Here is a 26,254-nt window from a genome sequence, read left to right on the forward strand (position 1 = left end):
GCGCCTGATCGTCTTCGGTGAATACCAGCGAGGTGGTCAGCCGCACTATGTCGCGGGGGGTAAAGTGCTCCCCGGCGGTTTCGTTGGAGCTTTCGGCAAAGCGGCGGATCAGCTCTTCAAACACCAGGCCCATGTGATAGTTGTCGACCGCCTGGGGGGAGAGATCCACGTTGGCAAACTTTTGCGACACCTTGTACAACAGGTCGGCGTCTTCCAGCTGGTTGATGGTGGCATCGAAGTTGAAGTGCTCGAAAATCTCGAAGGCATCCCGGGAAAAGGCCCGCACATAGGCATCCAGGTTGTCGCCCACATGGTTTTCACCCAACCGGTCCAGGCTGAGTTGGGACGTGTTGTAGAAGCTCTGGCCCGAGGTGTTGAGCAGCAGCTTGTCTTTGGCGGCTTCCGGCATGGCCTTGGTGGTTTCAACCATGGCCAGCACCTGCTCCTTGGTCGGCGCCAGCACGCACTCCAGACGGCGCAGCACGGTAAAGGGCAGAATAATACGGCCATACTGGGATTGTTTGAAGTCACCGCGCAGCAGATCGGCCACTGACCAGATAAGGCCAGCCAGAGTAGAGATATTGGATGTCATGGTGATTATCGTGCTCTTGTTGTGACCACTGAAGGTGGCGGATAGATAACTCCGGATTCTAGCACCATCGGCACTCAAAGGGGGTGATACAGGTTCATAACGGACGTTGCGCAGGAGCCGATATGCTGGCCATAAAAAGTTCGTCGCCAAAATTACCGGGGAATAGGTGGGGAGGAGGTAGCAATGAAGCCTCGTTATAATATGGGGTTTAACTGGATCTCATTTAAAGTCTATATATAATCGCCCTTGCAGTCATTGATTCACTCCTTTGTACTGCTCGGCACGGAGGCCGTCACTAAACTGACTCCCTCGCGCCACCCACTCTGACCTCGTACTTTTTTCAATGGCGCGCACAGTCCAACCGTTCCTGCAACGGCTAAGGTAGCTACGTCAAAGGCATCTAATTTTGAGCGCTGAATATTTCCGGAGCAGTCACATGGATCGTGATAAACATAACCGTAGTAGATTCCTTCCTGCCTTCGCGTACAAATGGCTCCCGCAAAAGTTATCGAAAGTTGCAAGGCCGCTTTATAAGGCCTTGATCCTGGTATTTCTTTTGGCGGCGGGTACCTGGCTCGTTTATTTTAGCGGAGGTACCAGCTTCGCCTTCCCGTATGTACTCCTGCTACCCGTGCTGTTATCAGCTTCATGGTTTGGCTTGCCGGGAGCCATCCTCTGCTCGATAACGGCCGCGCTTCTGATCGGCCCCTGGATGCCGGTAGATGTCTCCGCCGGCACTGACCAAATAACCAGAACCTGGTTAACCCGAATCGCCTTTTTTCTTATGATTGGTGCCTTTGCAGCCTGGCTTTTCCGGCGCCTTCGACAGGCTAACCAACGCTACCTTCAAGCACTTAATATCGATCAAAAAACCGGCCTTCTGACTCAAGCCGCGCTCACTCAGGATCTTGAAAAATTACTGCAAAGTAGCAGTCGGGACAACGCCTCCCCATCCGCGCTCCTTCTGCTCCGGATGGAGGACTTGTGGGAAGTTCTGCAGTCAATGGGAGTCGATACGGCCGAACAAGTGGTTAAAGACATCGCCTTGCGAATCAATAATAAGCTCCAAGTACCTCATCAGATCTACCGATACAGCAGATCGGAACTGGCCATCATCTTGCCAGACTGCACCCAGGATAAAGTGGGCTCAGTTTTCAAGGTTGTTCAACAAGTTGGCGATAACCAATCGACAGTGAACGGCATTTCACTGCGTGTTCAGTTTGTTGCTGGTAGCTATCTTATTGGAGAAAACGACGACAATACGAACACAGTGATAAATCATGCAAGAACCGGCTTATCCGCAGCCATCGAGCATCATGTTCCTTACCTGCCTTATGACCCGGCGTTCGACCAACACATCGCAGAGCGCGTACAACTCATCGGGAAAGTGCGCGATGGACTGGTCAATCAGGAATTTCAGCTATTTTACCAGCCAAAGATATGTTTGCAGACGGGCCAGCATCTGGGTGCAGAAGCCTTGCTTCGCTGGTTTAACCCTGAAAACAAAATGATTATGCCAGGCCTCTTTATACCCAAAGTTGAAAGTACGACGCTGATAGACCCGGTGACCCGATTCGTGATCGCACGAGCCTGCGAGGACATCAAGTCACAGCAGCTAGCGTCGGTCAGCCTGAATTTCGCCGTCAGAAATTTGATGGATCAGTCTTTGATTAGTGAGCTGGGGAAAATGGTGTCTTCTTATGGCGTCACCCCGGAATCACTAGAAATCGAAATTACGGAAGGCGCTCTGATCCAGAACCCGGAACAGGCAAAGGCAGCCGTTGACAGCCTTCGCGAGCAAGGCTTCAAGGTGAGTCTGGACGACTTCGGCACCGGGTATTCTTCATTTCAGTATCTGGCACAGCTACCACTGTCGGGATTGAAAATCGATCGGGCGTTTGTCATCGACCTGGAAACCAGCGCTAATGCCCGCACCATTATGGCATCCATGATCTCCATGGCCAGAGCGTTAAAGCTTGAGGTGACCGTTGAGGGCATAGAGACCGAGGCACAACGGAAAATGGTGACCGATATGGGAGCTGAGTTAGCACAGGGATTTTATTACTCCAGGCCCCTTCCCTTGTCCGAGTATCAACTATGGGCAAAGGACTACTGTCATCAGCAGGAACTCAGCAGTCGGTACAGAGACGAAGCAAAGGTGTGAATCTTCAAGGTTCCCTATTTTGATAGCAGTATCAGGTGGACAAGGGGCTCTGCTCTGCCGCTCAGCACATGACAGGAACCTTATATGCTGAGCGTACATTGGGGCGAGCTTGTCGCGCCGTGACGAATCCTTTCAGCCTGACCGAGTACCCAGTGAATGCTCGCAGCTGGCTGAAACGGTGAGTGTCATTCATCTGAAGCGGGTCGGTGGAGTGGCCCCTTTATCCGACGTTTACTCAGAAGTGAAATAGAGCATTTATTTAATGAGATTGGTATAACTCCTGCTATTTGGTGCCGGCTATTTCGGTATGGGTTCGTTTTTTACATTTTTTGGCACTCGACACGCTGCAATCCTCGTTCATATTCGGCTTTATTTTTCACTTGTGACTCTCCCTATCGATTAAATAACATGTATCTCGGAGCCATTAACAGAATCATGTTCCGCCTCATTCATCCACCTGAATGTAACCTCACTTATATGTGCATATGATTTATATGTTTACCAAGAAGAAGTCGTTAATAACGCTTTTTTATTTCCTTCCACAAAGCCATTCTTGACTCGGCCTGCCGAACAGAAGAGATTCGTTTTTCCTGCTCCTTCTGGCTATCCATAATAAAATCAAAGTCGACAAGTCCAGTGCTGGCCTGGCCTGGCTTGACAGGAAAGCGCCCGCTGACGTTATTAACAAGTTAAAGACACCATCATGCCCGTAACGGCGAGCAGCGGAAGCCTTTAAGGCTCAGCGTCGTAGCAATAACATTATCGCCCTATTGAAAACGGTGGCTCCAGCCTTGATGGTGCTCATGGATAATGCTTGTTTACTCCTTATAGGGCACTTGCTATTCTCATTGCTGCTTTTCAATACTCGTTTGATGCGATACTTTTATATTATTAGTCTCTCCGCTGACGCCACTATTCCGACGTCTTCCTTCCACCTTGTTCAATAGTAGGCCTGGAGGTTGTTATCTCTGCTTTCTTTATTATTGGGCTGTTATTCGTCATCGTTGCAGCTGTAATGTGGAATGCTCGAAGGCAAAACCGTCACATTATCACCAAGCACAACGAGCTCCTGAAACGCTTACTGGCATCCGAGCAGGAAAAAAATGAATTGAAAATGGCGCTCGATGCACACGCCATTGTTGCCATGACCGATGCTCGGGGTGTGATTACCCAGGTTAACGACAAGTTCTGCACTATCTCCCAATATTCCAGCGAGGAACTGGTCGGGCAGACCCATTCTTTAATCAACTCGGGTCATCATCCTCGCGAGTTTTTTCAGGATTTATGGCGCACCATCACCCGGGGAGAAGTGTGGACCGGCGATGTCTGTAACCGTGCAAAAGATGGTTCCTTGTATTGGGTGCAATCGACCATAGTGCCCTTGCAGAGCAAGAATGGTCAGCCAGCACAATACATCGCCATTCGGGCGGATATAACCGCCAGAAAGGAAGCTGAGGCTAAAACACAACACATGGCCTTGCACGATGAGTTAACCGGGCTGCCAAACAGGCTCCTGAAGAAGGATCGGCTTACCCGCGCCATCGCCAGCAAAGGGCGATCTCCGGGTTACGGTGCCGTGCTGTTGATGGATCTGGACAACTTTAAAGAAGTCAATGACACGCTTGGCCATGATGTGGGCGACGAGTTGCTTAAGCAGGTTGCCTTGCGCCTGGCTAACAGTGTTCGCCAAGTGGATACGGTTTCACGATTTGGCGGTGATGAGTTTGTCATCATACTGGATAACGTCGGTGCCGACCTTGATGGCGCCATGGCGAACACCGGGCGCATTGGCGAAGCGCTTCGTGTGACACTGGCAGAGCCCTATCAAGTTGGCAGTCAGTATCTGACAACCACCTCGAGTATGGGGGCCGTACTTTTTAGTAGCGCAGCTGACGATCCTGACGAATTGATTAAGCAGGCGGACATGGCCCTGTACAGTGCAAAAGAGACTGGCCGGAACCAATTGTGCTTTTTCGACCCCCTATTACAAGCAAAAGCCATTGAGCAAGCGCTGCTGGTCCGGGATTTACGGCAGGCCATCGACAATAATGAGCTGGCCTTGTTTTATCAGCCCATCGTTAATGCTCGGCAGCAGATCGAGGGTGTAGAGGCTTTACTCCGCTGGTTTCATCCCGAACTGGGTATGGTTCCGCCGGACAAGTTTATTCCCCTGGCCGAAAAAACGGCTTTGATTCTCCCAATCGGCGATTGGGTGCTGAAAACGGCTTGCTCGCAACTGGCTGCATGGCATGAAGACCCGCGCCAGCAAGACTGGACCCTGTCCGTTAACATCAGCGGCCGACAGTTGAATCAAGCCGGCTTCGTGGACACGATAAAAAGCGTGCTTGCCCAAACCGGCGCTCGTGCAGAGCTGCTCAAGCTTGAGCTAACAGAGAGCGTATTGCAGGATAATATGGAGAGTACGGCCGCCAAAATGAAGGCCTTGCGCCCATTGGGAATCAGGTTCGCGCTCGACGATTTTGGTACCGGCTATTCCTCTCTCAGTTACCTGAAACGACTTCCGTTAGACCAGTTGAAAATCGACAAGTCGTTTGTTGACGACATTTTTGAAGATCCTGGCGATGCGGCTATTGCCCGTACCATCATTGCCTTGGCAAACAGTCTGGAGCTGGGTGTAGTCGCTGAGGGGGTTGAAACTTACGAGCAGATGGAATGGCTGCAGGAAAATGGGTGTCGGTTGTTCCAGGGCTACTTGTTTAGCCGCCCCGTCAGCATCGATCAACTTAACAGCATGCTCGACACTTCCCACCTTGGTGTCGGCCAAACGACGCGGATGGGCGTCACACAATAGCAAGGGCTGACGGCTTGGAGCGGTCAGCCCTTATTCATCCAGGGTATGCCCCTTTGTCCAGAGGTGCTACCGGCGTTCTGGCCAGGCTTCAGCCCAGAGTCACTTCGTAGCCGGTAAACTTGCGCAGGTTGATCACCCCGGTGTCGAGCATCAGATACTGGCCCTTGATACCAAGCAGGGTACCCGATACCACCGGATTCTTGTCGAAGTTGTGGCTGGCGATTTTGCTCGGGTATTCCAGCACCGGATAATTCAGCTCGACCACGGCTTCGTCCAGCACAGTCACCGCATTTTCGCCGTATTTAAGCAGCAAATCGCCGATTTTTTCCTGTATCTCAGGCAGTAACCGGGCCGCTTCGGCTTTCAAGTCTCTATCGGCTTCACCGCCTTTGAGCATGGCGCGCCAGTTGGTCTTGTCCGCGACCATCTCTGCCAGTGCCACTTCCACCAGTCCGGAGATCTGGCGGGTAGCCACGCGCAGTATCGGCAGCGCCTGGGTCGCTCCCTGATCAATCCAGCGGGTGGGCACCTGGGTGTGGCGAGTAATGCCCACCTTGAGGCCCGACGTATTCGCCAGGTAGACGATATGCTCCACCATGCAGTGGCTGTCTCCCCATTCGGGCTCGCGGCAGGTGCCTTCGAAGTAATGGCAGGTTTCCGGCTTCATCACGCACATGTCGCAACGGGCCAGCTTCTTCATGCAGGGGAAACAGTGCCCCTGGGAATAACTCTTGCTGGTTTTACGGCCACAGGCAGTACAGTAGATGTTGCCGGTGTGAGTCAGGGTCAGGGTTTGCCCCAGCAAGGGATTGAGATCGACGCGATGCTCGCCCAGTGCCAGCTGGTAGGAAACGGGGGCCGCCAGGGTGGCGGGCATTTTAATCAAAGTGCCGGTGATATTGCTCATGCTGCTTTATTGTCATTATCGGTTGTGGGTGTGCCGCTACTGTAACAGTCGCCGCCGCTCGGCGCACCCGGCGGGCGCCCCTTTGGCAACCTGGCCCGGCTGCGGCCATACTTGAAGCACACCCAACTTCAAGGAGCTTGATACCATGCCTGAGCGGCACTCTCCGCGTCTCACTCATATCGCCCTGCATGTTCGGGATATCGAGGCCTGCATCCGTTTCTACCAGGATTTTTGCGGCATGATAGAAACCCACCGCCGAGCCAAGCCCACCCAGACCATAGTCTGGCTGGCCGAACCCGGCCGCGAACGAGAGTTTATCTTCGTGCTGATGGACGGTGGCGAAGACCTGCAGCTGTCCGAACAGGACTACCGCCACTTCGGCTTCGCCCTGCCCACCCGGGCCGCGGTAGACGAGCTTGCCACTCGCGCCGAGGCCGCCGGTTGCCTGATCTGGCCCCCACGGGACGAGCCCTGGCCGGTAGGATATTACTGCGGAGTAAAGGATCCTAACGGCAATTACGTGGAGTTCAGTTATGGCCAGCCATTGGGGTTACCCGAGGATTAGGGTTTGTTGGACATGCGGGATGATTTTTAAGGCATCCCGCCCGATATACTTGAGAGGCAGATTACACAGCAAACAAAATATATTGACGATACTGTTTGACGCCCTCCTGCTTCTCCCGTAGTGTGCACCTCACAAGCAAGATGTTTCAAGTTAGCGCGGCCTTTGTATATTGTTAGTTCCTCACGGTTCCACAGTCACCAAACTTCCCTTATTTGATATTTATTGCATTTCGAGCATCAGCTCACCCTTAGAATAAAGGTAAGAAAAAATGGCTAACGGCACCGTAAAATGGTTTAACGAAGCAAAAGGTTTTGGTTTTATTACTCCTGAAGATGGCGGCAAAGATTTGTTTGCTCACTTCTCAGAAATAGTAAGCAGCGGCTTTAAAACTCTGGCAGAAGGCCAGGCAGTATCCTACACCGCCACTCAAGGCGCAAAGGGTCCTCAAGCTTCACAGATTCAGGCTATCTAATTACCCTCGGGTAATTCAAAGTCTAAAAAACCCGCTGCGGCGGGTTTTTTTATGTCTGTATTTTAGTGGCTGTTGACCTTGGTCGAATAGAAGCGCAGCAATTCAAAAACTCGCGCCTGCCTTAGCGTCGCCTTTCTTGCATTAGCTCGTTAGCAACTCCGCGAGTGGGTGGTATGATGCCAAAAAGGCTAACGCACTCCCTGCTCACCCAGTACCTGGCTGATAATGCTCACCGGGCCCATTAGATGTTCCCGCATCATGGTGCCGGCCTGCGGATCTCGTGCCAGCACGGCATTAAACAGAATAAGGTGTTCTTGTTGTTTGTCTTTTAATGCCTGCTGGCTGAAGACGGTTTGCTTAAGCCAGAGGTAACGATAACGGGCCGCCTGATCCATCAGGGTCTGACGCACCACCAGCAGTTGTGGCGACTGACAGCCGTCGGCCACCGCCTGATGAAATGCCTGATGGCGCTCATCCCACTGCGTAAGCTGGTCTTCTACCGTCTCGAGGTGATTGACCTTGCTCAACGCATGATGCGCCGCCACCACACCGGCCTCCCACAGATCATCTCCTCGCGCCATGGCCAGCTCGACAATCAAACCTTCCAGCTGGGCACGTGCGTCGTAAATATCCTTTAACTCGGCAATCGACATGCTGCTGACGCGAAAGCCGCGCTGACTTTCTGCCGTTACCAGTCGCTCGGACACCAGCTGAGACAAGGCTTCTCTTAACGGACTCACACCCAGGCCATAGCGCGCTTTCAAGGTGCTCATCAACAGCTTTTCGCTGGGCCCGAAATGACTCTGAATAATATCTAGTTTCAACTGCTGATACGCCGCACGGGCAAGATTTTCCCGTGGGCTACTGAGCTGGGTCATGCTCTGCTCCTGAATCGTTCTGTTGTTCGATTATAACGAAATTGTAACCGAGATCATAAAACAACCTCATTAAATTGACAAAACACAAAAGTGTCGACATTATGTAGTTACAACGACAGTTTACTTTACTTCTCGACCCACATTCTTTGAAAGAACAAGGAAGCTATCATGTCTAACGTTGCCACAGCCGATTTCGTTAATCACAAGCATCAGGGATTCAGTCTGGCACCTTCTGCCTACTCTCCCCGCCTGCTCGAACTGCGCTTCGACGAGCAAACCGTACAGGCTTTTCTGGCAGCCACTGCCGAGTGGCCGATCCAGGCGCTGGAATACAAGTCGTTCCTGCGTTTTCGGGTGGCCAAGCTGCTTAACGATCTCTGCGGTCAGGCGCTGCAGTCCCTGCTGATCAACACCCTGGTTGACCGCAACACCGGCGGCCTGCTGATCACCCCGGAAGGGTTGAACCAGGTCGAGCAGGCAGAAGACATGGTCAAGTTCACGACGGCAGTCGCTCACCTGATGGGTCGTTCCAATTTCGATGCCATGAGTGGCCAGTACTACGCCCGCTTTGTGGTTAAGAATGAAGATAACTCGGATAGCTACCTGCGCCAGGCGCACCGGGTAATGGAACTGCACAACGATGGTACCTTCGTCGAGCAGGACACCGACTATGTACTGATGCTGAAAATCGACGAGCAGAACATGGAAGGCGGTAATTCTCTGCTGCTGCACCTGGATGACTGGGAGCACCTGGAGCAGTTTTATGCCAACCCCATGGCGCGCCGCATCATGCGCTGGGCTGCGCCACCGAGCAAAAATACCCAGAAAGATGTTTACCATGCGGTGTTTGATACCGATGTGAACGGTCAGCCCATCATGGCCTATATCGATCAGTTCGTGCAGCCCAAGGACTATGATGAAGGTGTGTGGCTGGCGGATCTGTCCGAAGCCCTGGAAACCAGTGCCAAAAAGCTGTCCGTCCCCATGCCCATCGGCTCTTTCCTGCTGATCAACAACCATTTCTGGTTGCATGGCCGCGACAAGTTCACCGCCCATGCAGGCCTGCGTCGCGAGCTGATGCGTCAGCGTGGCTATTTTACTCACGCTAAAACCGTGAGAGAACCCAACCAGGGCTAACGACTTTGACAAGGTGCCGTCTGCAGCGGCATCTTGCACAATAAAAAAACCAATATCACGCCGGGGCAAGTCTCCGGCTTTTGCCCCTCTCTCACACAGGTGAACCAACAGTGTTTGATTTTATTATTATTGGTGGCGGCATCGTCGGCATGTCCACCGCCTGGCAGCTTAAAAAAACCTACCCCGATCACAAGATGCTGCTGCTGGAAAAAGAGTCCGGCCCGGCCCATCACCAGACTGGCCACAACAGCGGTGTTATCCATGCCGGAGTCTACTACACCCCGGGCAGCCTCAAGGCCAAGTTCTGCCTCGAAGGCAATATCGCCACCAAGGCGTTCTGTCGCGAGCACGACATTCCCTTCGACGAGTGCGGCAAGCTACTGGTGGCGACCAACGAGCTGGAAATGCAGCGCATGCAGGCACTCTGGGATCGCAGCGAGGCCAACGGCCTGGAGCGTTACTGGCTGAATGCCGAGCAACTGAAAGAGCGCGAGCCCAACATCACGGGCGTGGGCGGCATCTTCGTGCCCTCCAGCGGCATCGTCAACTACAAGCAAGTGACCGCAGCCATGGGCAAGGAATTCGAGCGCCTGGGCGGTGAGATCCGCTACAACGCCGAAGTCACCGGCCTGAAAGAAGAAAGCAGCCAGGTGGTGGTAGAAACCACTCAAGGCGAGTTTCAGGGCAAGTACCTGGTCTCCTGCTCCGGGTTGATGGCGGATCGGGTGGTGCGCATGCTGGGCATTGAGCCCGAGTTCAAGATCTGCCCCTTCCGTGGCGAATATTACCTGCTCAAACCCGAGCACAATCAGATAGTAAACCATCTGATCTACCCGATCCCGGATCCGAACATGCCCTTCCTCGGCGTTCACCTGACCCGGATGATCGATGGCACCGTCACCGTGGGCCCCAATGCGGTACTGGCCTTCAAGCGCGAAGGCTACAACAAGAGCGATATCTCGCTGAAGGATACCCTGGAGATGTTCACCTATCCGGGCATCCTCAAGGTCTTGATGAAAAACTTCAAACCCGGCCTGACCGAGATGAAAAACTCCCTCCACAAGGCCGGCTACCTGGAGCTGGTACGCAAGTACTGCCCCAGCCTGCAGGTAAGCGATCTCACCCCTTATCCCGCCGGTATTCGTGCTCAGGCGGTCTCGAAAGACGGCAACCTGGTAGACGACTTCCTGTTCGTGAATACCAAGCGTACCATCAACGTCTGTAACGCTCCCTCACCGGCAGCCACCTCCGCCATTCCCATCGGCGGCTATATTGTCGACAAGGTCAAGCAGCAGGTAGAAGAAGGCACAGCGGTCGCGTAACACCAGTTGCCAACACATTGCGGGGAGCCCTCCCCGCAATGTTCCCCCTTCCAAGCACTTTCCCTTCCCCCTGAGTGACACAGAACCACACCTGTTATGCGGCATTAGCTATGGACTCTGTACCTTGAGTCCTTTGTAAAGCAACCCAATAGAGCTGTGACCTAATCCGTTTGCTATCGGGTAGCCAGGATCAAAAAAGGACTGCCTGGGCAGTCCTCGTTAATACTAGCGATGTGCGATGTACTTAAGCGAAATGCTGTTTAATGCTGCGCTCAAGAATAGCAATCGTCTGATCAACATGCTCTTTTTCCATGATCAGCGGCGGCGACATGGCGATGGCTTCGCCCAGTGAACGCAGCATCATGCCCTGCTCCCAGGCGCTGGTCTGTACCAGGCTACCGGTGGCACCCGGCTGACCGGCCAGTGGCTCGAATTCCACTGCGGCAATGAAAGAGTAGTTACGAATATCGATCACGCCCGGCAGTCCTTTCAGGCTGTGCAGGCCTTGTTCAAAGTACTGGGAAATCTCACCATCAGCTGCGGCGCGCTGATACAGGCCTTCTTGCTCATACACATCGAGTGTCGCCATGGCAGCGGCACAGGCCAAGGGGTGCGCCGAATAGGTATAACCATGGAAGAACTCGACACCCGGGCCGCCTTGCTCGACGATGGCCTCGTAAATATGATCGCCCGCCAGCACAGCACCCATGGGGGCGGCACCATTGGTCAGGCCCTTGGCCGTGGTCATGATATCTGGGGTTACATCAAAGGTTTGGCTGGCAAATACATCGCCGGTACGGCCAAAGCCGGTGATCACCTCGTCGAAGATCAGCAGAATGTCATGCTGATCACAGATTTCACGAACGCGCTTCAAGTAGCCCACTGGTGGCGGCAGCACGCCACCTGCACCGGTAATGGGTTCGATAATAACGGCAGCAATGCGGCCGGCACCATGACGCTGGATCAGTTTTTCCAGCTCGTTGGCCTTTTCAACACCGCCATGCAACGGCAGACCGCGGGAGAAGGCATTAAGCGTTAAGTCCTGAGTGTGACTCAGGCGATCGTTGGGCAGCCACTGACCAAATGCCTTGTAGTTATTGGGCAGTCCAGCAACCGAAACGCCACCAAAGTTCACGCCGTGATACGCTTTCTCCCGGCTGATAAACATCTGCTTGTCGGTATTGCCTTTGGCGTAATGATAAGCCATTGCCATTTTAAGGGCGGTATCGACCGACTCGGAACCCGAGTTGGTGTAAAACACCTTGTTCAGGTTACCAGGTGCCAGTTGGGCCAGACGCTCGGATAATTCAAAGGACAGTTCATGACCAAAACCAAAGCTCGGGGCGTAGTCCAGGGTTTTGGCCTGCTTCGCGATGGCTTCGGCAATATGAGGGTGGGCATGTCCAACGTTACAACACCACAGGCCGGCGGTCATATCCAATACCTGGCGCTGATCATCTGTTGTCCAGTACATGCCTTTGGCAGCACTGAGCATACGCGGTTTTTCTTTAAATCCTTTATTGGCAGTAAATGGCATCCAGTGTGCAGCCAGGTTGGTTGCTGTCATGTTGGCACTCCCTCTGAATCTCGATATAACGATGGTGTAATTGAAATGTCACTACAGTGTAAATAAACGGAACTGTTTGATAAATGACGATGTTTAAATGCTTAGTTTGAGCGCCTTCAACCTAAGTCCCGGCCTGTATTACCCTTTATTCAGCAAAAAAAAAGCGGGCCCAGGGCCCGCCAAATATCGATGACATCGACGTATTCAAAATCTTAAATCAGCTCCGCCAGCACTTGCTCCAGCAGATCCAGGCCTTCACTCACCACATCCAGTGGCGAGGTCAGGGGCGGCAAGAAGCGGATCACGTTGCCACGCACTCCACAGGACAACAGGATCACGCCCTTCTCGATACCCTTGGCCACAATCGCCTTGGTCAGCTCGGCATTGGGCTGTTCCACATCCCCATTGTGAATCAGCTCCATTGCCACCATGGCACCCAGGTTACGCACCTGGCCGATATGGTGAGGGTACTTGGCCTGCAGCTCGCTCAGACGCTTGTTCATCAGCTCACCGATAGCCAGTGCCTTGTCGCACAGCTGCTCTTCCTCGATGATATTCAGCACTTCCAGAGCCGCGGTACAGGCCAGCGGGAAGGCAGCATAGGTACCACCCAGACCACCCGGGTTGGCGGCATCCATGATGTCGGCCTTGCCAACCACTGCAGACAGCGGGAAGCCACCGGCAATGCCCTTGGCCATGGTCATCAGATCCGGCTCTATGCCGGCGTATTCGGTGGCAAACAGCTTGCCGGTACGGGCAAAGCCAGTCTGAATTTCGTCACAGATCAGTACTATGCCATGCTGATCACAGATGGCGCGCAGCTGCTGCAGGAAGGCCGGCGGTGCCTGATAAAAACCGCCCTCGCCCTGCACCGGCTCTATGATCAGTGCCGCCACGCGACCCGGCTCGATATCACAATGGAACAGCTCGTCCAGCGCCTTCAGTGACTGCTCGGCGGTGACACCGTGATACTCGTTCGGGAAAGGCAGGTGATAGATTTCGCTCGGGAAAGGACCGAAGCCCGCCTTGTAGGGCGCGACCTTGCCGGTCAGGCCCATGGTCATGTTGGTACGACCGTGAAAACCGCCATTGAAGGCAATAACGCCGCTGCGCTTGGTGTGGGCGCGGGCAATCTTGACAGCGTTTTCCACCGCTTCGGCACCTGTGGTGACGAAGATGGCCTTCTTGGGCGTGTCGCCCGGCGCCAGCTCGACCAGTTTCTCGGCCAGTTCCACCACGCTCTCGTAGGGCGTGACCATGGCGCAGGTGTGGCTAAAACGGCCCAGCTGCTCGGCCACGGCGGCCTGAATGCGTGGGTGGCTGTGGCCGGTGTTGACCACGGCGATACCGGCGGCGAAGTCGATGAAACGACGGCCTTCCACATCCCAGATTTCGCTGTTCTTGGCATGGTCGACATAAACGGCGGCCATGTTGCCCATACCGCGGGCGAAGACCGCATCTTTGCGTTGTTGCAGTTGTTGGTTCTTGCTCATGATTCTTTCTCCGGTTCTGTTTGTGTTAACAGTACTATCCAACGTCTTGTCCCGTTATCCCGCGCTTGTCGTGGTCGCGAAAATATGGGGACCAGCGGCCTTGCGTTCCTTGCTCATATTAACCATCAGCAGGATACCCAGTCCCGACCAGCCGGCAAAAATCAACCATTCATAAGGCCAGAGCAGAGCCGCGGGCATACCCGGCAGATACAAGGCTACAAACAGCAGGCTGAAGACAACCGCCGCCCAACCGATGGCGCTCGACTTGCCGGCGCGGAAGGGACGAACCATGTCGGGTTCGGAGCGACGCAGCCGAACAAAGGCCACGGCGACCAGGAAATAAGCCAGCACTATGGCCAAACCACCTGCATCGACCAGCCAGACCAGCATGGGGCGGCCCAGCAGCGGCGCCAGCGTGGAAAGCGCACCGATAAACAGGATGGCATTCACCGGCGTGCCGTAACGGGCATGCTGGCGGCCAAACCAGCCCGGGATCATCTTGCGTTCAGCCATGGCACACAGAATGCGGCTGCCGCCGATGATGAAGGAGTTCCAGCTGGTAATGATGCCGGCGACGCCACCGAGGATCAGCACTATGCCAAAGGCCTCATGACCGAATACATTGCTCATGGCATCGGCGGTCGGCAGTACCGAGTTGACCAGGGTGCTTTGATCCAGCCCGAAGCCCACCGCGAAAATAATGGCCACATACCAGATCACCGCCGCCACGACCGATACAATCAGAATGCGACCTATGGCCCGGGGCGGAATTTTCATTTCTTCTGCGGTCTGGGGTATCACATCGAAGCCCACAAACATGAAGGGCGTCATGATGGCCACGGTCAGTATTCCGGCCACGCCTCCCACCAGCAGGGGATCCGCATTGATCATGCTGCCGTTGGCCGCCGCGCCGAAAATCAGCATCAGGCCGATAATACCGATGATGATGGTCAGCACCATCTGCAGGAAGGCGGCAAACTTGACTCCCATCAGGTTGACGACGGTAATGAAAACGGACCCCAGCATGCCGACCAGCACCCAGCTGGCATACACATCGTAGCCATTGATGGAGTACATGAAGCCGACTTTATAATTGGGAAAGATATACTCGATGACAGTGGGCAGGGCCACAGCTTCAAAGGAAACAACCGAGATGTAGCCCAGGGCCAGAGCCCAGGCGGCCACGAAGGCCATCTTGTAGCCGATGCCCCGCAACACATAAATCAGGGCGCCTCCTTTGTTTGGCATGGCCGACGCCAGTTCGGCATAGGCCAGACCGACGAAGATCACCAGCACGCCACCCAGCACGAAGGCGATCATGGCCCCCAGGGTACCGGCTTCAATGACCCAGTTGCCGGACAATACCACCCAGCCCCAGCCAATCATGGCCCCAAAGGCCAGAAACAACACATCCAGCCTGGTCAGTACTTTATGATTATTTTCGCTCTGTTCATTTTGCATTTGGACGCTTCCTTACAACTTTGTCCTGGGTAGCCTTTCAGCCACCTTCTTTATCTGTTCACAACAACTTGAGGGCCGGCGGTAACACCGACGGCCCTCAGGCTTATGCATGGCTCAGCGGATGCCGCCCATACACAGGTACTTGGTTTCCATGTAGTCTTCCAGCCCCTGGGAAGAACCTTCCCGACCCAGGCCAGACTCCTTGACGCCACCGAAGGGGGCGATTTCGTTGGAAAGAATCCCCTCGTTGATGCCAATCATGCCGTATTCCAGCGCTTCGGCCACTTTCCAGATGCGGCTGTGGCTTTCGGTAAAGAAGTAAGCCGCCAGACCGTAAGGGGTATCATTGGCAATGGCGATGGCTTCGGCGTCATCCTGGAAACGAATGACGGGGGCCACAGGACCAAAGATTTCCTGACGGGCAATGTCCATCTGCTGGGTGACACCGGTCAGAATGGTGGGAGCAAAAAACAGCTCGCCCGCCTCATGGCGCTGGCCACCGGCCACCAGGGTGGCACCCTCGGACTGAGCCTGGTCGACCATGCCGGCAATCTTGTCTATGGCGGCTCGATTAATCACCGGGCCCAGGGTGGTGCTGGCATCCAGGCCATTGCCTACCACCAGTTTTTCGACCGCTTCTTTGAAACGTGCCACAAACGCATCGTGAATACCGTCCTGCACCAGAATCCGGTTGGCACAGACGCAGGTCTGACCGGCGTTACGGAACTTGGAAATCACAGCGCCGGCCACGGCAGCATCCAGGTCGGCATCGTCGAACACGATAAAGGGCGCGTTGCCACCCAGCTCCAGACTGAGCTTCTTCACGGTGTCGGCACTCTGACCGTAGAGCAGCTTGCCAACCCGGGTAGAGCCGGTGAACGACAGCTTGCGTACCCGGCTGTCATCGGTCAGCACCTTGCCGACTTCCGCCGCCTGGCTGGAAGTGATCATGTTGATGACACCGGCAGAAATGCCCGCCTGTTCGGCCAGCTCCATTAATGCCAGCGCCGAATAAGGGGTTTCTTCGGAAGGTTTTAGTACCACGGTACAGCCCGCGGCCAGCGCCGGTGCGACTTTGCGGGTGATCATGGCATTGGGGAAGTTCCAGGGCGTAATGGCCGCCACCACACCTATCGGTTGCTGAATGCTGAGGGCACGCTTATCATTACCGGGAGCGGCAAAGAGTTTGCCATAGGCCCGTTTTCCCTCTTCGGCATACCATTCAATATAAGAAGCGCCGTACAGGACTTCGCCCCGGGTCTCGAACAACGGTTTGCCTTGTTCCAGCGTCATTAAGTGAGCCAGGTCTTCCTGGTGCTCCAGGATCAGTTCAAACCAGCGACGCAATACTCGGGCCCGCTCTTTCGGGGTCACTTCACGCCAGCTGACCAACGCAGACTGTGCGGCATCGATGGCGGAGAGGGTTTCAGCCTGCCCCATGTCGGGTACCTGTCCCAGCTCTTCACCCGTCGCAGGGTTATAAACGCTAATCGTCTTGCCACTGCTGGCCTGGCACCAGTGACCGTTAATGTAGCAGGCATCTTTAATTAAACTTTTATTTACAGAAGAAATACTCATTCTGACTCCGTTTTAAATGTTAATCCAAATATGACGCCACATTGGTCATAGGTTGCCAGCATGTTAACCTACGGAGGAAAGTTTTATAAATAGCTACATATCAACCTTAACATTGAAGCGCATCAAACTATGAGTCAGGCAAACAGGTTAGTACTGGGTCAGATAGGTGATTACGAGATTCGTCTGCTTAAGCTGTTCAAGACGGTTGTGGAGTGCGGCGGCTTTTCGGCGGCCGAGACCGAGCTCAATATCAGTCGCTCTACCATTAGCGTCCACATGTCCAACCTGGAAAACAGGCTCAAGCTAAAGCTGTGTCGACGTGGTCGTTCCGGTTTTGCGCTCACCGATGATGGCGCCGTGATTTATGAGTCGGCCAAGCGTCTCTTTACCAAGCTGGAAGAGTTTCGTTACACGGTAAACGAGCTCCATGAACAACTCAGCGGCGAGCTGAAGATTGTCTCCAGCGATAATATCTGGCTCGAAAACGAGTTTTCCATGGTGGATGTGTTTGCTCGCCTGGGAGAAGTGGCGCCAGAAGTGAATGTGAGCGTGGATGTGGCCCACATGAGCGAAATTGAGCGGCGCGTGTTGAGTGAAGATGCCGATATCGGCTTTATTCATTATCACAGAGATCTGGAAGGACTGGATTATCACCACCTCTATCAGGTGCATTGCTTTCTTTATTGCAGCGACAAGCACCCTTTGTTTAACGAACAGGACCCGGCAGTACTGGAACAACAACTGACGAAGGCCAAGTTCATTCATCCGGGTATTTACACCAACCCGGAGGCCAGCGCCCAGGTGAGTGGGCTGAAAAGTGCCGGTCGCGCCTATCATTACGAACCCAGGGCGGCACTGATATTGTCTGGCCACCATATTGGTTTTTTGCCCGAGAGCTTCGCACAACGCTGGGTCGCAAAGGGTCGCATGAAGGCCCTGCTACCGGAGCAAAAAAACCATCACTTGAGCATTGCCGCCATTACCCGCAGCCATGGTCGCCAAAGCCGGCTGAAGGAGCTGTTTTTGCAACTACTGACCGAACAGGCCCCGGCCAGCCAGGCATCCTGACGGCCCGGGTCAGCATCCGGCCTGCGCGCCGGATTAACGCTCCCGGTCCTGCGTGGCCGCCGGTGCACTGGCCGCAGGCTCTGGCACAGTGTCGGCCACGAACTCCACCGCTCCCTCGGCGGTAATTTGCTGCACCGACACCGGCTCGCCGGCGTCGTTGAATCGCACATAGCCGATGCCGGAGCGGTTCAGCAATCGCTCCCCCCTTGACGCCGCTACCGGTGGGTGCGGCGTAATTTCCAGCCGCCGCCGCCGGGTAAACCAGTTCAAGGGAGAGCGAGGTGCATACAACCAGCGGTTGAGCCGGTCCAGCACATCCAGTAACCGCTCGGGAAACTCGTTTTTAATACCGCTACTGGTGATCTGCCAGATATGCGGCTCCCCGCCCCTATGCCGTAGCTTGATGTCGTACATGAAGGAGTAATGCACGTCTCCGGACAGGATCACATAGTTGGCCGGAGTGCGGGCATGGCGAAAGATGTTGAGGATCACGTTGGCGGTGCCCTTGTGGGCCATCCAGTTTTCCGCATCCACCAGCAGCGGCTTGCCACACCAGGTAAATATTTTCTGGATCACCTCTATCAATTTCACCCCGAATACCGGCGTGGGCGACACTATGATCACCGCATCGTGATGCAGCAGCTCGCCTTGCAGCTCGGTGAGCGCCTCCCAGTTCATCAGGCCCGAAGGTTGCCCAAGGTGGGTTTCGGCGCGCCAGCGACGAGTACGCGTATCCAGGACCAGCAGCTTGGGCGTGGTGGGCAGGCTATAATGCCAGTGCTCGATGGAGAACACATGATTGATTAACCGATCCTGACGCTTCGCCGTGGGTTGTTGACTCCATGCCTGCAGCAGCGTCATGGGCTGCTCATTAAAGGCATCGGGATCATTACCCCAGCCCTGACAAATCAAATACCCCACCAGCGCATTGCCAATAATACGACGAGAAAACGGATGGCCGTAAGCACTGGCCTCCCAGGCCGCCGTCAGGTTCCAGTCATCGGTCACGTCATGATCGTCAAATATCATCAAAGTCGGCACATGCGCCAGCAAACGCCTGACCGCCGGCAACCCCTCAACAAACCCGACCAGCCGCTCCCGTTCAATCCGGTATTGCTGTCGACGTGCCGGGGGCAGCTCCGGTTGCTGCTCCGTTAACGACTGCCAGGGCGTGGGTGACCACACCAGCAGGTACATTGCCAGCACTTCGGCCAGGGTAATCAGATGGTTGTCGGCGCTGCTGGTGGTAAAGATGGGCTTGCGTGCACCTTCAAAAAAGCGTTTTCTCAGCGACTGGGTGTCTTCGCTGCTCGGCAAGAGCTCACTGCGCCGATAATAGTTCAGCGGGCTGGCAAACAGCTCGGCGCTGTTGGCAACCAGGGCGCCTTCCAGCGTTTCCGGATACAGGCCCAGCTCTTCAATGAGTTGATGAATCGCCGTTAACATGGGCCCGGCAACATCATCGGCATAAATCTGATCACCACTCAGCATCAAGAGCGCGGGCCGGTCGAGTGGTTCTGTGTGGCACTGTTCCAGCCAGTGGTCGGCAGCCACCAGACCGTCGGGGGCGGCGTGGTGAGGCTTGCGGCAGGAGCCATGCAGAATGGCGTCCAGCCGGCTGCGGATCACCAGCTGCGGCAGCGGCTCTCCCGGATAGCACAATTCAGGGGCCCAGTCGACCATGGCCTGCCACTCATCCTGTTGCGATGCTCGCCACTGCAGATCGTAAGCCACCAGCGTATCCGTCGGCAGCCGGGTGTCCAGCTCTATGTCCAGCAGCTGAATAAAGCAACGCTCTCCTACCTGCAGCTGCTGCTGCCCCTTGCCGGTGATCTCCTGGGGGGCGCACCCGGGCAGCAGCAGGCGAAATTGCAGCGCGACCCGGCTGGCCAGCCAGAACACCAGCCGCTCACCGCTGGCGCGGCGCAGCATGGGCCCGGCGAGTATAGTGGACGTCATATCGTGATCGGTAAATGCATTCATGCCGGCATCATAGCGAGCTCGATTCCTGTGGGAAAGACATGAAACACAGGTCAGGTTCCGTATCCGTCGCAGACACCACCCATTTGCAGACGAATCGGTAGCTTCGGCCCCTGCCCTTCTTTACCATGGTCCCAGTGTCTCATCAGGAATCACTTTCACCATGCGCGAAAAACTCGAACAACGTTCTTTTCTGTTTATGCTGCTGCTGGTCAGCCTGCTGTTTGGGCTGCTGCTCAAGCCCTTTTGGGGTGCCATTTTCTGGGCCTGTGCCATCGGGGTCATCTTTAACCCTTTGCAGGAACGCATTCTGCGTATGATCGGCCCCAAACCCAACCGCGCCGCCCTGCTTACCCTGCTCATCTGCATGGTCATAGTGGTGCTGCCGGTGCTGCTGATTGCCACCTCCTTTATTCAGGAAGGACTGGCGCTCTATCAACGTATTGACAAGGGCGAAGTCAATCCGGCCGAATGGCTGGAACAGATGCGCCACGCCTTTCCGCTGGTGCCCGAGCTGTTTGAACGGCTGGGCATCGATATCGACAGCGTCCGCCAGAAGCTGTCCGAAGGTGCCGTGGCCAGCAGCAAGCTGCTGGCAGAAAAAGCCCTCGGCGCCGGCCAGAGTACCTTCACTTTCGTGATGAACGTAGCCCTGATGCTCTACCTGACCTTCTTTCTGCTGCGCGATGGTCACCAGCTTATCGAACTGCTGGTCAAGGCATTGCCCCTGGGTGATGCCCGCGAGCGCAGACTGTTCAGCAAGTTCTCGGAAGTGACCCGGGCCACGGTAAAAGGCAACATAGTGGTGGCCATGGTACAGGGCGCCCTGGGGGGCTTTATCTTCTGGGCGCTGGGCATTCCCGGCCCGCTGCTGTGGGGCGTGGTAATGGCCTTTCTGTCGCTGATCCCGGCGGTGGGTGCCGGCCTGGTATGGCTACCGGTCGCCCTGTACCTCTATGCCACCGGCGACTGGATAGCCGGCTCGGTTCTGGTCGGCTTCGGCGCCCTGGTGATTGGTCTGGCCGACAACGTGCTGCGCCCGTTGCTGGTGGGTCGCGACACCAAGCTACCCGATTATCTGGTGCTGTTTTCCACCCTCGGCGGCCTGAGCCTGATGGGCATCAACGGCTTCGTGATAGGTCCGCTGGTGGCGGCACTGTTTCTGGTGGTCTGGGATATTTTCACCCGAGAATTCAACGGTGAGGATCCATACCAGTCGTGAGGCGTGAGGCGTGAGGCGTGAGGCGTGAGGCGTGAGGCGTAAAAAAGTGGAGCTTCCTCTTGCCGGGCGGCAAGAGGAAAATACAACTGACTTAGTCCAGCGCAACGCTTAGCTGAATGGACTCGTCAAAGAAAAACTCGTCACAGTTGTTGCCGGGACCGGTGCGGTCTACCACCAAAAACTCGTCGTCATCACTCAGCACCATCACCGGGTGATGCCATACGCCTCTGTGATAGTTGACACCCTGGTTGCCAGTGGCACGAAACGCACGCACTGTGCTGGGGTCGATACTCATGCTGCCGTCACCGATGGGGGCAACGACCACCAGGTACTCGTGGTCAAACAACGGCATGAAGAACTGGGAACCAAAAGGATGGCGCTCCAGCATGCCTATGTGCAGTGGATATTCCAGCATCTTGGCGCGAAAGATACTGATGATGCCCTGTCCCTGTTCGTCCAGCTGCACGTCTCCCAGCTGGTGGTAACGTTGGGTCGAGCCATTGTTAATCATGAAGTAATCACGGCCTTCGGACTCAACAACATCGCCAAACGGGGCGAACGCTTCTTTGGTCAGCGGCTCTATCTTCAAGGTCTTGATCATTTCTTCCTCCGAAAAACACAAAAGCGGGGTGCCAGGCACCCCGTGTCTCTTATTACATAGCCCTTAAACGAAACTCGGCTATTTTATTGATTTCTTGTACTGCGCGAGCAAACTCGGTGTCGTAGTCGTTATGAATACGCGCTTCGAATGCCGCCAGGATCTGATGACGATTCGCCCCTTTTACCGCCATGATAAACGGAAACCGGAACTTTGCCCGGTAGGCTTGGTTCAGCTCGGTGAAACGGGCAAACTCTTCCGCGCTGCACTGATCGATACCGGCACCGGCTTGCTCATGGGTAGAGGCGAGGGTCAGAGTGCCTTCTACGGCAGCTTTACCGGCCAGGTCCGGGTGGGCATTGATCACCTCGAGCTGAGCCTGCTGGTCTGCATTGTTCATCACTGCGGCCATGCGGCTGTGCAGCTGTTCAATCTGGTCATCGTCACGAGTCAGCCCCTGATCAAACACCTGCTCGGCAACCCAGGGGGAGTGCTCGTAGATGTCGGCGAAGGCTGCGACAAACTCGGCGCGCCCCATGGTGCTCGGCGTGCAGCCAGTAAAGCGGCTCATTACTTGTTGTCTTTTTTATAGGGGTGATGCTCGTACCAGTGGTTGGCAATATCGATACGACGGGTGAACCACACCTGATCGTGGCTGCGAGCATACTTGATAAAGCGCTCCAGGCCCGCCATACGACCGGGGCGTCCCAGTATCCGACAGTGCATGCCAATGGACAGCATCTTGGGGGCGTCGGCGCCCTCTTCATACAAGACGTCGAAGGCGTCTTTCAGATACTGATAAAACTCTTCGCCGTTATTGTAGCAACCCTGGCCAAAACGCATGTCGTTGGTGTCCATGACATAGGGGATCACCAGGTGTCCCTTGCCATTGTTGTCGACCCAGTAGGGCAGATCGTCGGCATAGGAGTCGGAGTCATACAGGAAACCGCCCTCTTCCATCACCAGCTTGCGGGTGTTGGGGCTGTCGCGGCCGGTATACCAGCCCAGCGGACGCTCGCCACACACGCGCTCGAAAATTTCCAGTGCCTTGTGCAGGTGCTCGCGCTCTTCTTCTTCGCTCATAAACTGGTAGGTGATCCACTTGTAAGCGTGGGAGCAGATTTCATGACCTTCATCCATGAACGCCTTGGCGATTTCGGGATAGCGCTCGATGGCCGTGGCCACGGCGAAGATGGTCAGGGGGATATCGTAGCGTTTGAACAGGCGCAACAAGCGCCACACTCCGGCACGGCTACCGTATTCGTAGATAGACTCCATGCTCATGTGGCGTGCATCGGCAAAAGGAACGGCAGTCGGCATTTCAGACAGGAAGGCCTCAGACTCACCATCACCGTGCAATACGTTACGCTCACCGCCTTCTTCGTAGTTCAGTACAAAGTTAATGGCAATGCGGGCCTTGTTTGGCCACTGAGGGTGCGGCGGGTTGGCACCATACCCAACGAGATCGCGGGGATAGTCGTTTTTTTGGCTCATCAGAAAACTCCTTGAAACGCAGGTAAGAAAACCAGCCGAGACAAGAATTTGCAGAGGGCTGGCCAGTCATATATTGAACTTATTGTATACAATAAGTTCAATATATGTAAATAACAGGTTTGCTCGTTTGTATCAGAACTCACCGTTTATCCTGCCTGGAATAATTCAGGCAAAGAAAAGACAAGCTCACTATACCAAGATAGCCACTGTGCTCCTGGTTACCAAAAATATGCTCCAAGAAGTTACACTGATACTCACCGGCTGTAGACGCCGCCTGTATTCTGATATGACATTAACGCTGTCGTCGCTGCTGCTGCCATTTTCTTGAGTCAAACTTTCTTGAGTCAGGGCGGCAAGTGGCGAAGACAGTATCCTGAATCAATTGGAGACGCGACATTCGCGCAAGGTAGCTATCAATGGGAAAATTAACGACACATATCCTGGACGCCGCCAAAGGCCTGCCGGGTTCGGATATTAAAATCGAATTATTCCGCGTTGAAGGTGAACGCACCCGCCTGATTAATACCCTGTACAGCAACGGCGACGGTCGCACCGATGCCCCCGTGCTGGAAGGCGAAGACTATGTGCCCGGTAAATACCAGCTGGTGTTCCACATAGGCCCTTACCTGAAGCGACAAGGGATTGAACTGCTTGAGCCCGCCTTTCTGGATGACGTCGTCATTCGTTTTGGCCTGGCTGCCGGTCAGGAGCACTATCATGTTCCCCTGCTGTTCTCCCCTTATAGTTATTCTACATACAGAGGCAGCTAACAGATCCAATACCAAACCGACTCAATTACCGCTCTATTCGGCTGCACTGTAAGGGGGCTCCTCCTCCGGCTCGCCAGATATCCGTGGGTCTGTCTGCGCTGAGCGATGCTGCCAGCAGTGATATACTGAGAAGATGTCGCCGGCGTCGACACTCACCTGGTCCATTATTCTCTGGCGATAGCTTCATGGTGTATTCTCGATAGCCGGTCGACCGATAACAGGGGCCACACGACAACACGAGGGAGATACTGCATGCCAAATCAAGGCCAAGCCCAAGGCAAACCGAAAATTTGGACCCGCATGCTGCCATTTTTGCAGTGGACTCCTTTGGTCAATGGCAGCAGTCTGCGTGCCGATGCTCAGGCAGGATTAACCAACGCCATCATTGTATTGCCCCAGGGCGTGGCCTATGCGCTGATTGCCGGTTTGCCCGCAGAGTACGGGCTGTACGCCGCCATCATACCGGCCATTATTGCCGCCTTGTTTGGCTCTTCCTGGCATTTGATATCCGGCCCTACCGCCGCCATGTCGATTGTGGTGTTTACCTCCGTCAGTCCGCTGGCCACCCCGGGGTCGGCCGAGTTTATCGCCCTTGCGCTGACGCTTACCCTGATGAAAGGGGTGTTTCAGCTGGTGCTGGCCTCGGCCAGGCTGGGGGTGCTGGTCAACTTTGTATCCCATTCGGTAGTGATTGGCTTTACGGCCGGTGCCGCCGTGGTGATAGTGGTCAGCCAATTACAAAACCTGCTGGGACTCTCACTGCACACCGAAGGCACTTTTACCGATAATGGCTGGCAAGTGCTCAGCCATTTATCCAGCGCCGACCCTTATAGCCTGGCGGTGGGCCTCACCACAGTGGTGGTCTGCGTCTTGATCAAGAAGCTGCTCCCCCGCTGGCCCAACATGCTCATTGCCCTGATGCTGGCCAGTGGCCTGGCGTTTATACTCGACCCCACCCAGGAGCATATCGCCATGGTGGGAGCCATTCCTGCCAGCCTGCCCCCGCTGAGCATGCCCGACTTAAGCTTCAGCAGCATCAGTGCCCTGTCGTCCGGTGCCCTCGCCATTAGCTTGCTGGGGCTGGTAGAAGCCTCTTCTATTGCCCGTGCCATTGCCAGCCGCTCTCATCAACGACTGGATGATAATCAGGAGTTTATCGGCCAGGGCCTGTCGAACGTGGTGGGCGCTTTCTTTTCCTGTTATGCCTCGTCCGGCTCCTTTACCCGCACCGGCGTCAACTTCACCTCGGGCGCTCGCACTCCCATGGCGGCGGTTTTTGCTTCCTGTTTCCTGTTAATCATACTGCAGTTGTTTTCCGGTATTACCGCCTGGTTACCCGTGCCGGCCATGGCCGGCTTATTGCTGGTGGTCGCCTGGAATCTGATCGACTTTCATCATATCAAGCTGATTGTTCGCGCCGCCAAGTCGGAAACCACCGTACTGGTCGTAACCTTTGCCGCCACCTTGCTGGTTGCCCTCGAGTTTGCCATTTATGCGGGAGTGATACTGTCGCTGGTTTTTTATCTGAAGCGTACTTCCACGCCCCGTATCGTGACCATACTGCCCGATCCGGATGCCAAGCATCCGCTGTTTGTGAGCTCCGAGAACAAGCGCCTCCCCTACTGCCCTCAGCTACGCATTGTGCGCATCGAAGGTTCGCTCTTTTTTGGCGCCGTGAACCATGTGCAGGAATATCTGCAAAACATTCGCGAGCCCAGGTTATTAATCGTGGGCAACGGCATGAATTTCGTCGATATAGTAGGCGCACACATGTTGCTGCAGGAGTCGATCCGTCGACGCGACGCGGGAGGCGACCTCTATTTCTGCAATTTAAAGGAGGGGGTCTTGCGTATTCTGAAGCGCAATAATCTCATTGAGCGGCTGGGTGAAGACCATATTTTCATGAACAAAGGCCAGGCCATACATAGTATTTACGACCGACTGGATCCCGCCATTTGCAAAACCTGTACCGCCAGAATATTTCAGGAATGCGATCTGGCCCCGCCCGGTCAGGCCAAATTGCAGTCTGAATAATACCAATCTACATCAATTTATGATCTATTTTGAACTGGAGCCTAGAGGCAGCACTGCCGCCTCTCCTTAAGCACCGAATTGTCTGTAGGACGCCCCCAGAGGTCTCCGTTGTATAGAGACGGATGAAGGGATCGGCTCCT

Annotated in this window: 21 protein-coding genes; 10 read left to right on the forward strand and 11 right to left on the reverse strand. The window is 54.9% G+C overall.

Annotation, left to right across the window (positions count from 1 at the left end; genetic code table 11):
* The coding region (locus tag ACN0VL_RS12575; protein WP_417617884.1) for a type I restriction-modification system subunit M N-terminal domain-containing protein at positions 1 to 592 on the reverse strand (592 nt) is incomplete at its 3' end.
* Positions 593 to 1,028: 436 nt separating this feature from the next.
* Here ACN0VL_RS12575 and ACN0VL_RS12580 point away from each other — a divergent pair.
* The gene (locus ACN0VL_RS12580) at positions 1,029 to 2,756 is read left to right on the forward strand and encodes a putative bifunctional diguanylate cyclase/phosphodiesterase (RefSeq protein WP_417617886.1); all 1,728 of its coding nucleotides are present in this window, start codon (positions 1,029 to 1,031) and stop codon (positions 2,754 to 2,756) included.
* 1,015 nt (positions 2,757 to 3,771) lie between these two features.
* Positions 3,772 to 5,568, forward strand: a complete 1,797-nt coding sequence (locus tag ACN0VL_RS12585) for a putative bifunctional diguanylate cyclase/phosphodiesterase (protein ID WP_417617888.1) — start codon at positions 3,772 to 3,774, stop codon at positions 5,566 to 5,568.
* A gap of 88 nt (positions 5,569 to 5,656) precedes the next feature.
* On the opposite strand, the gene ACN0VL_RS12590 is transcribed toward ACN0VL_RS12585, so the two are convergent.
* Positions 5,657 to 6,475 carry a DUF2797 domain-containing protein gene (locus ACN0VL_RS12590; protein WP_417617890.1) on the reverse strand — a complete coding sequence of 273 codons (819 nt, stop codon included), beginning with the start codon at positions 6,473 to 6,475 and terminating at the stop codon, positions 5,657 to 5,659.
* A gap of 145 nt (positions 6,476 to 6,620) precedes the next feature.
* Between ACN0VL_RS12590 and ACN0VL_RS12595 the strand changes: the two genes are divergently transcribed.
* Positions 6,621 to 7,040 carry a VOC family protein gene (locus tag ACN0VL_RS12595; protein ID WP_417617892.1) on the forward strand — a complete coding sequence of 140 codons (420 nt, stop codon included), beginning with the start codon at positions 6,621 to 6,623 and terminating at the stop codon, positions 7,038 to 7,040.
* Between the two features lie 268 nt (positions 7,041 to 7,308).
* A complete protein-coding gene (locus ACN0VL_RS12600) occupies positions 7,309 to 7,512 on the forward strand; it encodes a cold-shock protein (RefSeq protein WP_188630353.1) in 204 nt (67 codons plus the stop codon).
* Positions 7,513 to 7,700: 188 nt separating this feature from the next.
* Here the strand turns inward: ACN0VL_RS12600 and csiR are convergent, their stop codons facing one another.
* Positions 7,701 to 8,390 (reverse strand): DNA-binding transcriptional regulator CsiR, encoded by a 690-nt coding sequence (gene csiR, locus ACN0VL_RS12605; protein WP_417617894.1) that lies wholly within the window; start codon positions 8,388 to 8,390, stop codon positions 7,701 to 7,703.
* Positions 8,391 to 8,558: 168 nt separating this feature from the next.
* On the opposite strand from csiR, the gene glaH reads away from it, so the two are divergent.
* Together glaH and lhgO are read left to right on the forward strand one after the other, a co-directional pair.
* A complete protein-coding gene (gene glaH / locus ACN0VL_RS12610; protein ID WP_417617896.1) occupies positions 8,559 to 9,527 on the forward strand; it encodes a glutarate dioxygenase GlaH in 969 nt (322 codons plus the stop codon).
* 110 nt (positions 9,528 to 9,637) lie between these two features.
* Entirely contained in the window at positions 9,638 to 10,849 is a 1,212-nt protein-coding gene (gene lhgO, locus ACN0VL_RS12615) for an L-2-hydroxyglutarate oxidase (RefSeq protein WP_417617898.1), read from the forward strand.
* Positions 10,850 to 11,093: 244 nt separating this feature from the next.
* Here the strand turns inward: lhgO and ACN0VL_RS12620 are convergent, their stop codons facing one another.
* From ACN0VL_RS12620 to ACN0VL_RS12635, 4 genes are all read right to left on the reverse strand, one after another.
* Positions 11,094 to 12,416, reverse strand: coding sequence for an aminotransferase class III-fold pyridoxal phosphate-dependent enzyme (locus ACN0VL_RS12620; protein WP_417617900.1), 1,323 nt, complete (start codon positions 12,414 to 12,416; stop codon positions 11,094 to 11,096).
* Between the two features lie 212 nt (positions 12,417 to 12,628).
* On the reverse strand, positions 12,629 to 13,909 hold the full coding sequence (gene gabT, locus ACN0VL_RS12625) for a 4-aminobutyrate--2-oxoglutarate transaminase (RefSeq protein ID WP_417617902.1): 1,281 nt from the start codon (positions 13,907 to 13,909) through the stop codon (positions 12,629 to 12,631).
* Between the two features lie 54 nt (positions 13,910 to 13,963).
* Positions 13,964 to 15,370 (reverse strand): APC family permease, encoded by a 1,407-nt coding sequence (locus ACN0VL_RS12630; protein ID WP_417617904.1) that lies wholly within the window; start codon positions 15,368 to 15,370, stop codon positions 13,964 to 13,966.
* 114 nt (positions 15,371 to 15,484) lie between these two features.
* Positions 15,485 to 16,948, reverse strand: coding sequence for an NAD-dependent succinate-semialdehyde dehydrogenase (locus ACN0VL_RS12635; RefSeq protein ID WP_417617906.1), 1,464 nt, complete (start codon positions 16,946 to 16,948; stop codon positions 15,485 to 15,487).
* Between the two features lie 129 nt (positions 16,949 to 17,077).
* On the opposite strand from ACN0VL_RS12635, the gene ACN0VL_RS12640 reads away from it, so the two are divergent.
* Positions 17,078 to 18,016 carry a LysR family transcriptional regulator gene (locus ACN0VL_RS12640; protein WP_417617908.1) on the forward strand — a complete coding sequence of 313 codons (939 nt, stop codon included), beginning with the start codon at positions 17,078 to 17,080 and terminating at the stop codon, positions 18,014 to 18,016.
* 33 nt (positions 18,017 to 18,049) lie between these two features.
* On the opposite strand, the gene ACN0VL_RS12645 is transcribed toward ACN0VL_RS12640, so the two are convergent.
* Positions 18,050 to 19,999, reverse strand: coding sequence for an alkaline phosphatase D family protein (locus ACN0VL_RS12645; protein WP_417617910.1), 1,950 nt, complete (start codon positions 19,997 to 19,999; stop codon positions 18,050 to 18,052).
* 160 nt (positions 20,000 to 20,159) lie between these two features.
* Here ACN0VL_RS12645 and ACN0VL_RS12650 point away from each other — a divergent pair, with 160 nt between their 5' ends.
* Entirely contained in the window at positions 20,160 to 21,218 is a 1,059-nt protein-coding gene (locus ACN0VL_RS12650) for an AI-2E family transporter (RefSeq protein WP_417617912.1), read from the forward strand.
* Between the two features lie 91 nt (positions 21,219 to 21,309).
* On the opposite strand, the gene ACN0VL_RS12655 is transcribed toward ACN0VL_RS12650, so the two are convergent.
* Genes ACN0VL_RS12655 through puuE form a run of 3 tightly spaced genes read right to left on the reverse strand, consistent with a single transcriptional unit; the run spans position 21,310 to position 23,310 of the window.
* The gene (locus ACN0VL_RS12655; protein WP_417617936.1) at positions 21,310 to 21,816 is read right to left on the reverse strand and encodes an ureidoglycolate lyase; all 507 of its coding nucleotides are present in this window, start codon (positions 21,814 to 21,816) and stop codon (positions 21,310 to 21,312) included.
* Positions 21,817 to 21,871: 55 nt separating this feature from the next.
* Positions 21,872 to 22,387, reverse strand: a complete 516-nt coding sequence (uraD, locus tag ACN0VL_RS12660) for a 2-oxo-4-hydroxy-4-carboxy-5-ureidoimidazoline decarboxylase (protein ID WP_417617914.1) — start codon at positions 22,385 to 22,387, stop codon at positions 21,872 to 21,874.
* Complete coding sequence (puuE, locus tag ACN0VL_RS12665) at positions 22,387 to 23,310, reverse strand: allantoinase PuuE (protein ID WP_417617916.1); 924 nt, start codon at positions 23,308 to 23,310, stop codon at positions 22,387 to 22,389. Before puuE ends, uraD begins: the two co-directional genes overlap by 1 nt.
* Positions 23,311 to 23,726: 416 nt before the next feature.
* Here puuE and uraH point away from each other — a divergent pair, with 416 nt between their 5' ends.
* Together uraH and ACN0VL_RS12675 are read left to right on the forward strand one after the other, a co-directional pair.
* Positions 23,727 to 24,080, forward strand: coding sequence for a hydroxyisourate hydrolase (gene uraH / locus ACN0VL_RS12670; protein WP_417617918.1), 354 nt, complete (start codon positions 23,727 to 23,729; stop codon positions 24,078 to 24,080).
* A 252-nt stretch (positions 24,081 to 24,332) separates the two neighbouring features.
* Positions 24,333 to 26,114: a SulP family inorganic anion transporter gene (locus ACN0VL_RS12675; RefSeq protein WP_417617920.1), complete on the forward strand. Its 1,782-nt coding sequence runs from the start codon at positions 24,333 to 24,335 to the stop codon at positions 26,112 to 26,114.
* Positions 26,115 to 26,254: the final 140 nt, after the last annotated feature.

The organism is Oceanisphaera sp. (assembly GCF_048268965.1).
In the GTDB taxonomy this organism is placed as follows: Bacteria; Pseudomonadota; Gammaproteobacteria; order Enterobacterales; family Aeromonadaceae; genus Oceanimonas.

Excerpts from the sequence above, each read along its gene's own strand:
- ACN0VL_RS12595 (WP_417617892.1), top strand. The coding sequence starts at position 6,621 with ATGCCTGAGCGGCACTCTCCGCGTCTCACTCATATCGCCCTGCATGTT.
- ACN0VL_RS12640 (WP_417617908.1), top strand. The coding sequence starts at position 17,078 with ATGAGTCAGGCAAACAGGTTAGTACTGGGTCAGATAGGTGATTACGAG.
- ACN0VL_RS12630 (WP_417617904.1), bottom strand. The coding sequence starts at position 15,370 with ATGCAAAATGAACAGAGCGAAAATAATCATAAAGTACTGACCAGGCTG.
- uraD (WP_417617914.1), bottom strand. The coding sequence starts at position 22,387 with ATGAGCCGCTTTACTGGCTGCACGCCGAGCACCATGGGGCGCGCCGAG.
- uraH (WP_417617918.1), top strand. The coding sequence starts at position 23,727 with ATGGGAAAATTAACGACACATATCCTGGACGCCGCCAAAGGCCTGCCG.
- gabT (WP_417617902.1), bottom strand. The coding sequence starts at position 13,909 with ATGAGCAAGAACCAACAACTGCAACAACGCAAAGATGCGGTCTTCGCC.
- csiR (WP_417617894.1), bottom strand. The coding sequence starts at position 8,390 with ATGACCCAGCTCAGTAGCCCACGGGAAAATCTTGCCCGTGCGGCGTAT.
- ACN0VL_RS12650 (WP_417617912.1), top strand. The coding sequence starts at position 20,160 with ATGCGCGAAAAACTCGAACAACGTTCTTTTCTGTTTATGCTGCTGCTG.
- ACN0VL_RS12590 (WP_417617890.1), bottom strand. The coding sequence starts at position 6,475 with ATGAGCAATATCACCGGCACTTTGATTAAAATGCCCGCCACCCTGGCG.
- ACN0VL_RS12645 (WP_417617910.1), bottom strand. The coding sequence starts at position 19,999 with ATGAATGCATTTACCGATCACGATATGACGTCCACTATACTCGCCGGG.
- puuE (WP_417617916.1), bottom strand. The coding sequence starts at position 23,310 with ATGAGCCAAAAAAACGACTATCCCCGCGATCTCGTTGGGTATGGTGCC.
- ACN0VL_RS12620 (WP_417617900.1), bottom strand. The coding sequence starts at position 12,416 with ATGACAGCAACCAACCTGGCTGCACACTGGATGCCATTTACTGCCAAT.
- ACN0VL_RS12600 (WP_188630353.1), top strand. The coding sequence starts at position 7,309 with ATGGCTAACGGCACCGTAAAATGGTTTAACGAAGCAAAAGGTTTTGGT.
- glaH (WP_417617896.1), top strand. The coding sequence starts at position 8,559 with ATGTCTAACGTTGCCACAGCCGATTTCGTTAATCACAAGCATCAGGGA.
- ACN0VL_RS12635 (WP_417617906.1), bottom strand. The coding sequence starts at position 16,948 with ATGAGTATTTCTTCTGTAAATAAAAGTTTAATTAAAGATGCCTGCTAC.
- ACN0VL_RS12580 (WP_417617886.1), top strand. The coding sequence starts at position 1,029 with ATGGATCGTGATAAACATAACCGTAGTAGATTCCTTCCTGCCTTCGCG.
- ACN0VL_RS12585 (WP_417617888.1), top strand. The coding sequence starts at position 3,772 with ATGTGGAATGCTCGAAGGCAAAACCGTCACATTATCACCAAGCACAAC.
- ACN0VL_RS12675 (WP_417617920.1), top strand. The coding sequence starts at position 24,333 with ATGCCAAATCAAGGCCAAGCCCAAGGCAAACCGAAAATTTGGACCCGC.